Origin of the sequence: Ectopseudomonas composti, assembly GCF_900115475.1 — a bacterium.
Classification (GTDB): domain Bacteria; phylum Pseudomonadota; class Gammaproteobacteria; order Pseudomonadales; family Pseudomonadaceae; genus Aquipseudomonas; species Aquipseudomonas composti.
Genome location: NZ_FOWP01000005.1, coordinates 200,105 through 214,693, shown reverse-complemented (window position 1 = coordinate 214,693; position 14,589 = coordinate 200,105). Strand labels below are relative to the sequence as shown.

Sequence of the window (14,589 nt, the reverse complement as noted above, 5' to 3'; positions counted from 1 at the left end):
GCTCAATCCCAGCGCGGCGCGAAGCCCGGATTGGCGACCCGCTCGCCACGCTCCAGGGTAGCAATGGCGGCCATGTCCTCGTCGCTCAGGCGCAGTTCGGCAGCAGCCAGGTTGGCCGCCAGATTCTCGCGCTTGGTCGACGATGGAATCACCGCATAGCCCTGCTGCAGCGACCAGGCCAAGGCGACCTGCGCCGGGCTGGCGCCATGGGCAGCGGCGATGCGCTGGATCATCGGCTCGGCCAGCACCTTGCCATAGGCGAGCGGCATGTAGGCGGTGAGATGGATGCCTTGCTGCCGGGCGAAGTCCACCAGTTTGCGGTTCTGCAACAACGGATGGATTTCCACCTGGTTGGTGGCGATCTGGTCCACTCCCACGGCCTCGATGGCCTGGCGCAAATGGGCGATGGTGAAGTTGGATACGCCAATGGCGCTGGTCAGCCCCTGGTGCTTGGCATCCAGCAATTCGGCCAGGTACTGCGCCACGGGTATCTCGTCGTTCGGCGACGGCCAGTGGATCAGCGTCAGGTCGACTCGCTCCAGCCCCAGGCGCTGCAGGCTCTCTTGCAAGCTGGCGACCACCCGGCCGCTGCCGAGGTTTTCGGTCCAGATCTTGGTGGTGACGAACAACTCATCGCGCGCCACGCCGCTGGCAGCGATGGCCTGGCCAACCTCCGTTTCGTTGCCGTAGATCTGCGCCGTGTCGATATGCCGGTAGCCCAGCTCCAGGCCGGTGCTTACAGAATCGATGGCGACCTGATCCTTGAGGCGGAAGGTGCCGAGACCGAAGGGGGGAATGCATGTCATGGCGAGTCTCCTCACAGATTCTGGATAGATGACCGATCAGCAGACCGGCGCAGGGGCTGAATCGTTCGGCCTGACTCAGTGGGTAAAAGTTGCAGGCCCACAGGCCCTTGCCCCTCTAGCTCACCCAGCGAGCAGGCTTGATGCTGCGCAGTATCCGCGCCAGACTCATGCGGAAAAACCCGCCAAGCAAGCAAACACCTTTGACTGAAGATCAACAATGAAGACCAGCCTGGAAGAAATGCTCGCCTTCGTCAGCGTGGTCGACTGCGGCTCGATCAGTGCCGCCGCCGAACAGCTTGAGCAAACCGCGTCCGGCGTCAGCCGCGCCCTCAGCCGCCTGGAGGACAAGCTCGCCGTCACCCTGTTGCGCCGTACCACGCGGCGTTTGGAGCTGACCGAGGAGGGCGAGGTGTTTCTGGCCCAGGCGCGGCGTATCCTCGCCAGCGTCGAGGAAGCCGAGGAGCAGATGACCTTGCGCCGCCAGGCGCCGGCCGGACGCCTGCGGATCAACACCGCCTCGCCCTTCATGCTGCATGTGATCGTCCCGCTGATCGGCGATTTCCGCGCGCGTTACCCACAGATCGAGCTGGAGCTGAACAGCGACGACCGCATCATCGACCTGCTGGAGCGACGCACCGACCTGGCCATCCGTATCGGCACCCTGCCCGACTCCAGTCTGCATGCACGGCCGTTGTGCCACAGTCGCCGCCGGGTGCTGGCCAGCCCGGACTACCTGCGCCAACACGGCAACCCGGCGCGCACCGAAGACCTGGCCGGGCACAGCCTGATCGGCTTCACCGAACCAGACAGCCTCAACGAATGGCCGCTGCGCCATGCCCTTGGCGAGCGCTGGCGCATCACCCCGAGCCTGCGCGCCTCCAGCGGCGACACCCTGCTCGAGCTGGCGCTGGCCGGTCAGGGCCTGGTGTGCCTGTCAGATTTCATGACCGATGCCGCCCGCGCCAGCGGCGCGCTGGTCGAGGTACTGGCCGAGCAGCGCGTGGAGGTGCGCCAGCCGATCAACGCGGTGTACTACCGCAACACCGCATTGGCTTCGCGTATTGCCTGCTTTCTCGACTACCTCAGCGAGCGGCTGGGCTGCCCAAGCTGACGCACCAGGACTGAGGAAGATCGACCGTAGCCCGGATGCAATCCGGGGCCTGAGTCACTGTTTCCCCGGATTGCATCCGGGCTACGCAGCGCAGGCATCACGAAAAAGGGCGACTCGTCGAGTCGCCCTTTTTGCATCATCAGCCTGAAGTCACTGCGCCGCCTGCAAACTCCACTCGGCCAGCTTCTGCTGCTTGTAGCTGAGCGCCGCCGCCGGCACCGGGGTGACCTTGCCGGTCTCCATCCAGCGCTTGAGGCGATTGGCGTCGGCCATGTGGGTGTACTTGCCAAAGGCGCCGAGCACCACGAACGCCACCGGACGATTGGCGATGGTGGTAGCCATCACCAGGCAACGACCGGCGGCATTGGTGAAGCCGGTCTTGCTCAGGTTGATGTTCCAGTCCGCCTTGCGCACCAGGGCGTTGGTGTTGCGAAAGCCCAGGGTGTAGTTGGGCTTGCGGAAGGCCACGGTGGCTTCGGAGTCGGTGCTGAACTGGTGGATCAGCGGGTACTGGTTGGCGGCCTTGACCATCAGCGCCAGGTCGCGCGCAGTGGCGACGTTCAGTTCGGACAAGCCGGTGGGCTCGACGAAATGGCTATTGCGCATGCCCAGTGCCTTGGCCTTGGCATTCATCGCCGCGATGAAGGCCGCGTGGCCGCCCGGATAGTGATGCGCGAGGCTGGCGGCAGCGCGGTTCTCCGAGGACATCAGCGCCAGGTGCAGCATCTCGCGGCGGGTGATCTCGCTGCCGATACGTACGCGGGAGAACACACCCTGCATTTCCTTGGTGTCGCGGATATTGACTGGCAGCACCTCATCCAGCGGCAGCTTGGCATCGAGCACCACCATGGCGGTCATCAGCTTGGTGACCGAGGCGATCGGCAGGCGCAGATCCGGGTTGCTGGAATACAGCTCCTTGCCGGTCTTCAGGTCGATCAGCAAGGCGCTACCGGCGGCCAGCTCCTGCTTGGGCTGGGCCGGCGCGGCCTGGAGGTTCGAAACAACAAGGCTGCCGCACAGCAGCAAGCCCAAAATCGAATGACGGAGTTTCACGGTTAAGCTCACCGGTTTGAGTGGGGAAGCTGCCGCAGCGGCGGCAGCGTTCAGTATAGGGTTCGCGCTTGGCGATTGCAGTATGGCCCGATCAAACGGTTGCTGCTGGCGAATCCAGTTCGGCCTGCAGCCAGTCGACGAAACGCGCGGTCAGGCGCTGACGGCGCTTGCGCTCGGGGAGCACCAGGTAATAGCCACGTGCGGAATGCGCCTCGGCATCCCCCAGACGACAGAGCAGCCCCTGCGCCAGAAGTTCATCCACCAGGTGGCGCCAGCCGATAGCCACACCTTGCCCGGCAATCGCGGCCTGGATCAGCAGGGTGTAGTTGTCGAAGCGCAGCGCACCGGGGGTCGGCAGACTGGCGATACCCAGGGCGCGGAACAGGCCATCCCAGTCGAACCAGCGCGAGCGATGCTCGGGGCGCAGGTGCAACAGTGGTAGTTCGACCAGCGCCGTGACCGGCAGCGGCAACTGACGCTCGCCGAGCAGGCGCGGGCTGCACACCGGGAACACCTCCTCGCGAAACAGCAGGTGCGCTTCGCCATGCTTGAAGCGGCCATCGCCGAAACGAATCGCCACGTCGATATCGCTGGGCACCGTGGCCGGGTCGCGCTCGCTGGTGATCAGGCTGACGTCGACCTCCGGGTACAGCCGATTGAAGCGCTGCAGGCGCGGCATCAGCCAATAGGCGGCGAAGGCGAAATCGGTGGCCACCTGCAGCACCTCGTGCTGCTGCCGTGCAGTGACGGCGACGAGCCCGGCATCGAGGCTGGCCAGTCCCTCCTGCACATGGGCCAGCAGCAACTCGCCCGCCTCGGTCAGGACGATGCCGCGGTAGACACGATCGAACAGGCGCGTGGCCAGTTGCTGCTCCAGACGCTTGATCTGCTGACTGATCGCCGGCTGGCTGCTACCCAGCTCGCTGGCGGCGGCGGTGAAGCTGAGCTGGCGCGCGGCCGACTCGAACACCCGCAATGCGTCGAGCGACAACCCATCGATGGTTTTAAACATAAGCCCTGCTTATCCGAGGCATGTTCTCCAGCTGGGTTTACCCTGCTGCCGTTCTACCGGAATCATGGTGCCGGCACTGTCGCATAAACCAACAGTATGGAATACCCGCCACCATGAAGCGCCCGAACATCCTCTTCATCATGGCCGATCAGATGGCCGCACCGATCCTGCCGCTGCACGATGCCACCTCGCCGGTGCAGATGCCCAATCTGATGAAACTGGCCGAGCAGGCCGTGGTGTTCGACTCGGCCTACTGCAACAGCCCGCTCTGTGCGCCGTCGCGCTTCACTCTGGTCAGCGGGCGGCTGCCTTCGAAAATCGGCGCCTACGACAATGCTGCCGACTTCCCAGCCGACGTGCCGACCTATGCCCATTACCTGCGGCGTCTCGGCTACCGCACCGCCCTGTCGGGCAAGATGCACTTCTGCGGCCCGGACCAGCTACACGGCTACGAAGAGCGTCTGACTAGTGACATCTACCCGGCCGACTACGGCTGGGCAGTGAACTGGGACGAGCCGGACGTGCGCGCCAGCTGGTACCACAACATGTCCTCGGTGCTGCAGGCCGGGCCCTGCGTGCGCAGCAACCAGCTGGATTTCGACGAGGAGGTGGTGTTCAAGGCTCGCCAGTACCTCTACGACCATGTGCGCATGACCCCGGAGCAGCCGTTCTGTCTGACCGTGTCGATGACCCATCCACACGACCCCTACACCATCCCGCGCGAATACTGGGATCGCTACGAGGGCGTGGACATTCCCCTGCCGCGCCAGCACATCGACCAGACCGAGCAGGACCCACATTCGCAGCGCATCCTCAAGGTCATCGACCTGTGGGACAAGCCACTGCCCGAGGACAAGATTCGCGACGCCCGCCGTGCCTATTTCGGCGCCTGCAGCTATATCGACGACAACATCGGCAAACTGCTCAAGACCCTGGAAGAATGCGGCCTGGCTGACGACACACTGATCGTCTTCTCCGGCGACCACGGCGACATGCTGGGCGAGCGTGGCCTCTGGTACAAGATGCACTGGTTCGAGATGTCCTCCCGCGTACCGCTGCTGGTGCATGCGCCCAAGCGGTTTGCCGCGCATCGCGTCAATCAGTCGGTCTCGACCCTGGACCTGCTGCCGACGCTGGTCGAGCTGGCCGGCGGCCAGGTCGATCACAGCCTGGAGCTGGAGGGGCACTCGCTGCTGCCGCACCTGCAGGGCAAGGGCGGCCATGACGAAGTACTCGGCGAATACATGGCCGAAGGCAGCGTCAGCCCGCTGATGATGATTCGCCGTGGCCCGTGGAAGTTCGTCTATTCCGAGCAGGACCCACTGCTGCTGTTCAACCTCGACAGCGACCCGCAGGAGCGCCAGAACCTCGCTGAGTCCAGCGAACACCGCGGCATCCTCGCCGGCTTCGTCGCCGAGGCCCGCGAGCGCTGGGATATCCCGGCCATTCACGCCGCCACCCTGGCCAGCCAACGCCGCCGCCGCCTGGTGGCCGAGGCCCTGAGCCAGGGCACGCTGACCAGCTGGGATCACCAGCCCTGGGTCGACGCCAGCCAACAGTACATGCGCAACCATATCGACCTCGACGATCTGGAACGCCGTGCGCGGTTTCCGCCAGTCGGTTGAACCTTTGCTCCGCGCCACAAGCCTGAGCCTTGAAGCTGCCGCTACCCAAAACAGAAGAAAAAAGGAGAGACGCCATGAACCGATTCAGCGTGCTACTACTCACCGCAGCGCTCACCAGTGCCGGTAACGCCTGGGCCGAGGACGCAGCCTGTGCCACGGTCAAGCTGGGTGACCCGGGCTGGAGCGACATCGCCGTGACCAACGGCATCGCCAGCTTCCTGCTCGACGGCCTGGGCTACAAGGCACAAACCCAGACCCTGGCCGTACCGATCATCTTCGCCGGCCTGCAGAAGGGCCAGGTCGACGTCTTCCTCGGCAACTGGATGCCGGCGCAGCAGAGCAACTACGACAAGTTCGTCGCCAGCGGCGAGGTGGACAAGCTGGCGCAGAACCTCAAGGGCACCGAGTACACCCTGGCGGTACCGACCTATGCCTATGAAGCCGGGGTAAAAACCTTCGCCGACCTCGACAAGCATGCCGACAAGTTCGGCAAGAAGCTCTACGGCATCGCCTCCGGCTCGCCGGCCAACGAGTCGATCAAGCAGATGATCGCCGCCGACGAGTTCGGCCTGGGTGACTGGAAGCTGGTGGAGTCCAGCGAACAAGCGATGCTGGTGCAGGTCGGCCGCGCAGTGAAACGCGATCAGTTCGTGGTCTTCCTCGGCTGGACGCCGCACCCGATGAACGTGCAGTACGACATGCAGTACCTGAAGGGCGGCGAGAAGTATTTCGGCGACAGCGGTCAGGTCAACACCCTGGCGCGCAAAGGCTACGCCGCACAGTGCCCCAACGTCGGTAAGCTGCTGAGCAACCTCACGTTCACCCAGGACATGGAGAACAGCATCATGGATCAGGTGCTGAGCAAGCAGGCCAGCAACGACGCAGCGATCAAGGCCTGGCTCAAGGCCAATCCGCAGGTGCTCGATGGCTGGCTGCAGGGCGTGACCACCCGCGACGGTGGCGACGGTCTGGCTGCCGTGAAGGCGCAGCTTTGAATTAACCGCTGCAAGTGAGTAGGGTGGAGTCGCCTGTGGCCCACCCTCGAACCGAACCATGCGCCTACCTGACCGACAGACCCTGCTGCCGTTTCTACGCTGGTTGCCCGGCACCAGCCGCAAGACCCTCGGCAACGACCTGCTAGTGGGCCTGACCGGCGCCATCCTGGCCCTGCCGCAATCGCTGGCCTACGCACTGATTGCCGGCCTGCCCGCCGAATACGGCCTGTACGCGGCCATCGTACCGGTGATCATCGCCTGCCTGTGGGGTTCGTCCTGGCACCTGATCTGCGGGCCGACCGCCGCCATCTCCATCGTCCTGTTCACCAGCGTCAGCCCCATGGCACGCATCGGCAGCGACGAATTCATCGCCCTGATCCTGCTGCTGACCTTTCTCGCCGGGCTGTTCCAGTGGCTGCTCGGCCTGCTGCGCTTCGGCGCGCTGGTGAACTTCGTCTCGCAGTCAGTGGTGCTCGGCTTCACCCTCGGCGCGGCACTGGTGATTGCCATCGGGCAGATGCCTAATCTGCTCGGCGTCGAAGTCGCCAGCCAACCCACGGCGCTGACCAGCCTGCTGCAGATCGGCCAGCACCTGCCACAGGCGCACTGGCCCAGCGTGGCGCTGGCGGCCTTCACCCTGCTGCTCAGCCTGGTCGTGCGGCAGCTTTGGCCGAAGTTGCCAGCGCTGCTGATTGGCCTGGTCGCTGGCAGCCTGCTGGCCTGGCTGCTGCCAACACGCTTCACCGCTGACATCGCCCTGGTGGCGCCCTTCACCGGCGGCCTGCCATCTCTGACTGCGCTGAGTTTCGACCTCGATGACGTGCTGCGCCTGCTGCCGGCCGCAGTGGCCTGCGGCATGCTCGGGCTGGTCACCAGCCTGTCCATCGCCCGCGCACTGGCGGTGAAGTCGCACCAGTTCCTCGATGCCAACCAGGAAGTTCGCGCCCAGGGCCTGTCGAACATGCTCGGGCCGTGGTTCTCCGCCTCGTTGTCGGCCGGCTCTTTCACCCGCTCGGCGCTGAACCTGCAGGCCGGCGCACGTACACCGCTGGCCGGGGTGTTTTCGGCACTGCTGGTGGCGCTGTTCGCCGTGTTCGGTGCGGCGCTGCTGACGCATATCCCGCTGCCGGTGATGGCAGCCGGCATCCTGCTGATCTGCTGGGGTCTGGTGGATCTGCCGGCTATCCGCGCGTTACGCCGAGTCAGCCGTGCCGAGTTCATGGTGATGCTGCTGACCTTCGCCGCCACCCTGCTGCTGGAGCTACAGACGGCGATCTACGCCGGCGTGCTGGCCTCGCTGTTCTTCTACCTCAAGCGCACCTCGCAGCCACGTGTGCGCCTGTGGCACGACGGCGACGACGAGGTGCTGCGCATCGACGGCTCGATCTTCTTTGGCGCCTGCCAGTACATCCAGCAACTGCTGCAGCGCAGCCGCGGTCAGCGCCTGATAATCGACGCGCGGCACATCAACTTCATCGACTATGCCGGGGTGGAGATGCTGCACCAGGAGGCCCGCCGCCTGCAGGCGTTGCAACGCAGCCTGGTGCTACGCCAGGCACGACCGCAAGTGGTGGAAGAGATTCTCAAGCTGGAGGGTGCGGAAAACTGCCCGGTGCAGTTCGAGGATTGAGCGAGGCGATCTGCCCCGCCACTCATTCGTCCGCGAGTGCGCTCAGATCCAGCGAACGCACTTGACCAAGCCATAGAGGCCAGTCGCGGTGGTCGCGCAGCTCGTTGTCAGTGATCGGGTGCACCAGCACGTTGAGGCCATTGCGGTGCTGCATCAGCCAGGGCACCAGTTCACCGAACAGGTCAGGACGAAAAGCCAGCTGACAGCTCCAATCCGGGTGCGGCCCGACTGGGCGCTCGTGCATCCGCCCCATCTTCAAGGGAAAACGCCGCGCGGCGTCTTCGCACAGCGCACGGGCCTGGTCGAGGGTGCTGGCGTCGAAATAGACGTGGGCGTGGTAGCCCCTGATCCTCGGCAGCGCTTGCTCGTCCATGCTCACTCAGACTGCCAGCTGGCGGCGCAACTCGGCCAGCACCGGCGCGGTATCCGGGCGTACGCCACGCCACAACTCGAACGCCTCGGCCGCCTGCTCGACCAACATGCCCAGGCCATCCAAGCAACGCGCTGCGCCCTGCTCGGCAGCCCAGCGGTTGAAGGCGGTCGGCTCCTTGGCGTACATCATGTCGTAGCAAACCGTGTGGCCGGGCTGGATCAAGCTGGGGGCAATGGCTGGCAGCTCACCACCGAGACTGGCGGAGGTGCCGTTGACGATCAGGTCCACCGACGCATCGATCCAGTCGAAGCCGGCGGCAACCAGCGGGCCGAGATCGGCGAATTCGCGCACCAGTTGTTCGGCCTTGGCCACGGTACGGTTGGCGATCACCAGCACGGCCGGTTTCTGCGCCAGGAAGGGTTCGAGCACGCCGCGCACGGCGCCGCCAGCACCGAGCACAAGGATGCGTTTGCCTGCCAGGCTGAAGCCGGCGTTGTCCTGCAGGTCGCGGGTCAGCCCGGCGCCATCGGTGTTGTCGCCGAGCAGGCGACTGTCCTCGAGTTTCTTCAGGGTGTTCACCGCGCCGGCGCGGCGGGCACGCTCGGTCAGTTCATCGGCCAGGCGGAAGGCCTCTTCCTTGAACGGTACGGTGACGTTGCCACCTTGGCCTTCGGCGAAGAAGACGCGGGCATCGCCGACGAAATCATCCAGCGGCGCCAAACGCGCGTCATAGGTCAACGCTTGGCCGGTCTGCTCGGCGAACAGACGATGGATCAGCGGCGATTTGCTATGGCCGATGGGGTTGCCGAAGACGCAGTAACGGTCCATGGAAAGTCCTGTTTGTGTAGGCGCCAGCTTGCTGGCGATTCGCTCTGCGGCCAGATCGCCCGCAAGCGGGCTCCTACAGGGAAATGGCGCCAATTCGTAGCCCGGATGAAATCCGGGAGCGGTCGCTAAATTACCCCGGATTGCATCCGGGCTACAGGATCATTACGTGAACGAAAGCCAGTCGCGATCGGTCAGGAAATACTCGGTCAGACGCGCTTCCTCGCTGCCCGGCTCCGGCTTCCAGTCGTAGCCCCAGCGCACGTGCGGTGGCAGCGACATGAGGATCGACTCGGTGCGCCCACCCGACTGCAGGCCGAACAGGGTGCCACGGTCGAACACCAGGTTGAACTCGACATAGCGGCCGCGACGGAAAGCCTGGAATTCGCGCTCGCGCTCACCGAACGGCGTCAGCTTGCGGCGCTGGACGATGGGTAGGTAGGCCTGGATATAGGCGTCGCCAATGGCACGTATGAAGGCGAAGCTGGTGTCGAAGTCCCATTCGTTGAGGTCGTCGAAGAACAGCCCACCGATTCCGCGCGGCTCGCCGCGGTGCTTGAGGTGGAAGTAGCGGTCGCACCAGGCCTTGAACTTGGGATAGACCTCGGCGCCGAACGGCGCGCAGGCGTCGTGTGCGACCTGGTGCCAGTGCACGCAGTCTTCTTCATTGGCGTAGTAGGGCGTGAGGTCGAAACCGCCACCGAACCACCACACCGGTTCTTCGCCTTCCTTCTCGGCGCTGAAGAAGCGCACGTTGGCATGCGAGGTCGGCACGTAGGGATTTTCCGGATGGATCACCAGCGACACGCCGAGGGCCTGGAAGCCGCGGCCGGCAAGCTCGGGGCGATGGGCGCTGGCCGAGGGCGGCAGGCTGTCGCCGAACACATGGGAGAAGTTCACCCCACCTTTTTCGATCAGCGCGCCGTTCTCGATCACCCGCGTGCGCCCACCACCGCCGGCCGGGCGCTGCCAGGCGTCCTCGGCGAACACGGCCTGGCCGTCTTCGGTTTGCAGGGCAGAGCAGATGCGGTCTTGCAGGTCGAGCAGGTAGGCCTTCACGGCCTCGGTACGGTCAGTCACGGCGGCACCTTGAACAGAGAGCAGGTCGAAATCGGCGGGCAGCATAGCATTCACCCAGGCACATCCGCAGTTGACGTCGGTCAATCGAGAGGTTTGGATAGACCCTTTCGCCGCCTGCGGCGGCCCAAGTCAGACAAGGAATCCGAGATGGCCAAGCGTATTGAATTCAGCCAGCACGGCGGCAGCGACGTGCTGCAATACCGCGACTACCAGCCGGCAGCGCCAGGCCCGCGCGAGGTTCGTGTAGCCAATCAGGCCATCGGTCTGAACTTCATCGACACCTATTTCCGCAGCGGCCTGTACCAACCACCGGCGCTGCCGTCGAGCCTGGGCACCGAAGGTGCCGGCGTGGTCGAAGCCGTCGGCAGCGAAGTCGAAGGCTTTGCCGTCGGTGATCGCGTCGCCTACGCCACCGGCCCGCTGGGTGCCTACAGCGAGCTGCATGTACTGCCCGCCGACAAGCTGGTGAGACTGCCGGACAGCATCAGCTTCGAGCAGGCCGCCGCGGTGATGCTCAAGGGCCTGACCGTGCAGTATCTGCTGCGCCAGACCTACGAGCTCAAGGGCGGCGAGACCATCCTCTTCCACGCCGCGGCCGGTGGCGTCGGCTCCTTCGCCTGCCAATGGGCCAAAGCGCTGGGCGTGAACCTGATCGGCACCGTCAGCTCGGCCGAGAAAGCGGCGCGAGCCAAGGAGCAGGGCGCCTGGGCAACCATCGACTACAGCCATGAGAACGTCGTGCAGCGCGTGCTGGAGCTGACCGACGGCGCCAAGTGCCCGGTGGTCTACGACGGCGTCGGCAAGGACACCTGGGAAACCTCGCTGGACTGCGTAGCGCCACGCGGCCTGCTGGTCAGCTTCGGCAATGCCTCGGGCGCGGTTACCGGGGTCAACCTGGGCATCCTGGCACAAAAGGGCTCGCTGTACGTCACCCGCCCGACCCTGGCCGGCTACGCCACCAGCGCACAGCGCCTGCAGGCCATGGCCGACGATCTGTTTGGCATGATCGCCAGCGGCAAACTGCAGGTGGAAATCAGCAACCGCTACGCGCTGAAGGACGCCGCCGCCGCCCAGGACGCACTGAGCTCGCGGCAAACCACTGGCTCGACCATCCTGCTTCCGTAATAAACCTGCGCACCGACCGTCCTGAGGCCTGTGTAGTTTTCGTGGTGCGCGCGGCGCCCCCTACGGCAGGTGAATCACCCTGCGCAGCGCAGGATCAGGAAGGGCGAATCACATTGCCCGTGCGTAGATCACGAATCAGGCTGGGGTTCTTGCGCCCGCCCAGAGCACCGCCAAGCACCTTGTCCAACTCGCCCGGAAAGTATTGCTCAACGCGCAGACGCGAACGTGCCGAAGGACGCCCCGCCGGGTTGGCCGAGGTGGAGATCAGCGGGCCAGTGTAGCGACATAACGCGCGAACCAGCGGATGATCACTGACGCGCAGGGCCACGCTGTCGTGCTCGCCGGTGACCCACTCGGGCAGGCGATTCTGGTGCGGCACCAGCCAGGTATTCGGCCCCGGCCAACTGCCGGCCAGGCGCTCCTGCCAGATATCTGGCAGATCATCGAGCAGGAAGTCGAACTGCTCGATGTCATCGGCCACCACGATCAGTCCCTTGTGCATCGGGCGCTCCTTGAGCGCCAGCAGGCGATCCACCGCGGCTTCGTTCCACGGGTCGCAACCCAGCCCCCAGACCGCCTCGGTCGGATAAGCGATCACACCGCCCTCACGCACCACCCGCGCCGTTTGCTGTATCTGCCAGTTGCTGGCCATCGCCTGTCTCCCACTGAATCGATGGGCGGCAGTCTATCCAAGCCCATCAAGACCTGCCACGGCCTGCTAACGACTGCGCGCCAACCAGCGCCCAGCCTCGTTGCACACTAGGCCATCGAGTTCCAGCTCGGTCAACGCGGCCAGAACCTCCGCTAGTGGCCAACCGCTGCTCTGCACCAAGGCCTCGGTGCTGTGCGGCGCGGCATGCATCAAGGCCAGCAATGGATGCTCGACGCTATCAAGTGGTGCCGATCTGGATTCAACGACCGGCGTCTGCCATCCACGCAGTGCTTCGAGGATGTGCTCAATGCTTTCCACCAGCGTTGCACCCTCTCGAATCAGCTGATGGCAACCCCGTGCGCCGGGATGATGGATCGAACCGGGAATCGCATAGACCTCACGCCCCTGTTCGGCGGCCAGGCGTGCGGTAATCAGCGAGCCACTCGAAGGGCTGGCCTCGACCACCAGCACACCGAGCGACAGACCGCTGATGATCCTGTTACGCCGCGGGAAGTTGCTCGCCTGCGGCGGACAGTCCAGTGGCAGCTCGGAGACCAGTGCACCGCCTTGCTCAATGATCTGCGCCGCCAGCCCCACGTGGCGTCGCGGGTACAGACACTGCAAGCCCGTGCCCAGAACCGCGACCGTTTTACCGCGCTCCTCCAACGCGCCCTGATGCGCGGCGCCATCGATGCCCAGCGCCAGCCCGCTGGTGATGACGAAGCCACCGGCAGCCAGGCTGCGAGCAAAGGCACGCGCGTTATCCAGGCCAGGCTGCGAGGCGCGTCGACTGCCGACCATGGCCAGTTGCGGCGCTTCCAGTAGGCGCGGCTCACCGGCCACGAACAGCAGTGGCGGTGCATCCGCCAACTCGGCGAGCAGCGCCGGGTAAGCAGGATCGTCCCACATCAGCACATGCTGCCCAGGTGCTTCCAGCCACTGCAGCGTGGCCCGTGCCCGCTCGCGGATTTCCGCGCTGCGCCGGGGCTCGGCACAGGCGGCCGGCAGCCCCAGGGCACGCCAGGCACTGGCCGGAGCGCTGAGCGCGGCCGAGGCGCTGTCGAAGGCACTCAGGAGTTTGCGAAATCGTCGCGGCCCAAGCTCCGGCAACAGATGCAGACGCAGGCGGGCTTCAAGCTCGGCGGGAGAAACAGCGGGGAAAAACGAGGAGGATGTAGACATGACGATTCTTCCCTGATCAGTCGCGCCGCCATCCTGGCGGCCAGAAAGCACGAGCCCCGCATTTGCGGGGCTCGTTGGATATTACGGGTTACGGACCTTGTCCATCACCGAGAGTTGGCGGCTGGCCTGCAAGACCAAGCCGTAGCTGAGCTTGTCGTAGGTGCGGAACACCATCAGCAGACCGGAGCGCTCATCCGGAATCTTCACGCTCTCGCCGGTGACACGGTCACGCACGGTTTCGCCGGTCTTGTAGATCGCCAGTACATTACCGATTTCCAGGCCATCACGAGCGCCCTTGTTCAAGGTGACGACGTCGAACTGGCCGATCTGGGTAACGCCACGCGGAACATCGAGGATTAGGCCATTGATCTCGCTGGTCGGTTCGCTAGGCATGAAGGTGGAGTTGATCGCACGTTCTTCGGTGGGGAACAGACGATCGCCGAGACGCACTTCCTGAGTCGAACGGCTCAGAACAAGGGTGCCGACATCGCCTTCCTCGGCAACGATCTCGCCAGTGCCAATGTCGTCGGCGTTGATACCGAGGAAGTCCTTGGTATCCGGATCTGTATAGGTCTTGCCCTGACGGAAAATGCCGTAGACCGGATGCTGCTCGTCAAATTTGCCGCGAGCGTAGACACGATCACCGGCACCACTGACCACGCGCTCGGCATTGCCGGCAACGATATAGGGCTTGCCGCTGAACTCTTCCGGGGTGTCGACGATGCGGTTGCTCAGCAGGAAGCTGTTGATCGCCTCCAGCGGAATGGTCGGGATCGCCTCGGCCATCGGCGTGCTGCGAACCTGTGGCGACAACTTGATGGTGCCACGCGACTCACCACGGTTGAGCATCAGGCGCGGCTGACCATCGACGTAGACCAGGTTGAGGGTGTCACCTGGGTAGATCAGGTGCGGGTTGGCAACCTGTGGATTGGCGTGCCAGATCTCCGGCCACTTCCACGGTTGACTGAGGAATTTACCGGAGATATCCCAGAGGGTATCGCCCTTGACCACGGTATAACGGTCCGGATGACCGTCCTTGAGTTGCACTGCGGCCTGAGCCATGCAGGTCAGGACCAATCCGCCGGCTGCCAGGAGCAGGGCGAGTAGTGATTTCCTCATG

Annotated in this window: 14 protein-coding genes; 5 read left to right on the top strand and 9 right to left on the bottom strand. The window is 64.6% G+C overall.

Annotated elements, in window-relative coordinates; all coding sequences use genetic code 11:
• Positions 1-2 precede the first annotated feature (2 nt).
• On the bottom strand, positions 3-806 hold the full coding sequence (gene dkgB / locus BM059_RS11450; RefSeq protein WP_074938736.1) for a 2,5-didehydrogluconate reductase DkgB: 804 nt from the start codon (positions 804-806) through the stop codon (positions 3-5).
• 217 nt (positions 807-1,023) lie between these two features.
• Here dkgB and BM059_RS11445 point away from each other — a divergent pair, with 217 nt between their 5' ends.
• The gene (locus tag BM059_RS11445) at positions 1,024-1,917 is read left to right on the top strand and encodes a LysR substrate-binding domain-containing protein (protein ID WP_074938734.1); all 894 of its coding nucleotides are present in this window, start codon (positions 1,024-1,026) and stop codon (positions 1,915-1,917) included.
• A 150-nt stretch (positions 1,918-2,067) separates the two neighbouring features.
• Here the strand turns inward: BM059_RS11445 and pbpG are convergent, their stop codons facing one another.
• Complete coding sequence (gene pbpG / locus BM059_RS11440; RefSeq protein ID WP_037002097.1) at positions 2,068-2,970, bottom strand: D-alanyl-D-alanine endopeptidase; 903 nt, start codon at positions 2,968-2,970, stop codon at positions 2,068-2,070.
• 91 nt (positions 2,971-3,061) lie between these two features.
• Positions 3,062-3,982: a choline sulfate utilization transcriptional regulator gene (locus tag BM059_RS11435; RefSeq protein WP_037002096.1), complete on the bottom strand. Its 921-nt coding sequence runs from the start codon at positions 3,980-3,982 to the stop codon at positions 3,062-3,064.
• Between the two features lie 113 nt (positions 3,983-4,095).
• Here BM059_RS11435 and betC point away from each other — a divergent pair, with 113 nt between their 5' ends.
• The 3 genes from betC (at position 4,096) to BM059_RS11420 (ending at position 8,232) form a co-directional block, all read left to right on the top strand.
• Entirely contained in the window at positions 4,096-5,607 is a 1,512-nt protein-coding gene (betC, locus tag BM059_RS11430; protein ID WP_074938732.1) for a choline-sulfatase, read from the top strand.
• Between the two features lie 74 nt (positions 5,608-5,681).
• A complete protein-coding gene (choX, locus tag BM059_RS11425; RefSeq protein ID WP_037002092.1) occupies positions 5,682-6,602 on the top strand; it encodes a choline ABC transporter substrate-binding protein in 921 nt (306 codons plus the stop codon).
• Between the two features lie 58 nt (positions 6,603-6,660).
• Entirely contained in the window at positions 6,661-8,232 is a 1,572-nt protein-coding gene (locus BM059_RS11420) for a SulP family inorganic anion transporter (protein WP_074938731.1), read from the top strand.
• Positions 8,233-8,254: 22 nt separating this feature from the next.
• Here the strand turns inward: BM059_RS11420 and BM059_RS11415 are convergent, their stop codons facing one another.
• From BM059_RS11415 to hemF, 3 genes are all read right to left on the bottom strand, one after another.
• A complete protein-coding gene (locus BM059_RS11415; RefSeq protein ID WP_074938730.1) occupies positions 8,255-8,605 on the bottom strand; it encodes a DOPA 4,5-dioxygenase family protein in 351 nt (116 codons plus the stop codon).
• Positions 8,606-8,611: 6 nt separating this feature from the next.
• Complete coding sequence (gene aroE, locus BM059_RS11410; protein ID WP_074938728.1) at positions 8,612-9,433, bottom strand: shikimate dehydrogenase; 822 nt, start codon at positions 9,431-9,433, stop codon at positions 8,612-8,614.
• Positions 9,434-9,595: 162 nt separating this feature from the next.
• Positions 9,596-10,510 carry an oxygen-dependent coproporphyrinogen oxidase gene (hemF, locus tag BM059_RS11405; protein WP_074938981.1) on the bottom strand — a complete coding sequence of 305 codons (915 nt, stop codon included), beginning with the start codon at positions 10,508-10,510 and terminating at the stop codon, positions 9,596-9,598.
• A 147-nt stretch (positions 10,511-10,657) separates the two neighbouring features.
• On the opposite strand from hemF, the gene BM059_RS11400 reads away from it, so the two are divergent.
• Entirely contained in the window at positions 10,658-11,635 is a 978-nt protein-coding gene (locus BM059_RS11400; RefSeq protein ID WP_074938726.1) for an NADPH:quinone reductase, read from the top strand.
• Positions 11,636-11,729: 94 nt separating this feature from the next.
• Here BM059_RS11400 and BM059_RS11395 read toward each other — a convergent pair whose 3' ends face one another.
• The 3 genes from BM059_RS11395 to BM059_RS11385 all read right to left on the bottom strand — a co-directional run bounded on the left by BM059_RS11395 (position 11,730) and on the right by BM059_RS11385 (position 14,588).
• The gene (locus BM059_RS11395) at positions 11,730-12,287 is read right to left on the bottom strand and encodes an L-threonylcarbamoyladenylate synthase type 1 TsaC (RefSeq protein WP_074938725.1); all 558 of its coding nucleotides are present in this window, start codon (positions 12,285-12,287) and stop codon (positions 11,730-11,732) included.
• Positions 12,288-12,353: 66 nt separating this feature from the next.
• Positions 12,354-13,469, bottom strand: a complete 1,116-nt coding sequence (dprA, locus tag BM059_RS11390; protein ID WP_074938723.1) for a DNA-processing protein DprA — start codon at positions 13,467-13,469, stop codon at positions 12,354-12,356.
• An 81-nt stretch (positions 13,470-13,550) separates the two neighbouring features.
• A complete protein-coding gene (locus BM059_RS11385; RefSeq protein WP_074938721.1) occupies positions 13,551-14,588 on the bottom strand; it encodes a LysM peptidoglycan-binding domain-containing protein in 1,038 nt (345 codons plus the stop codon).
• Position 14,589: the final 1 nt, after the last annotated feature.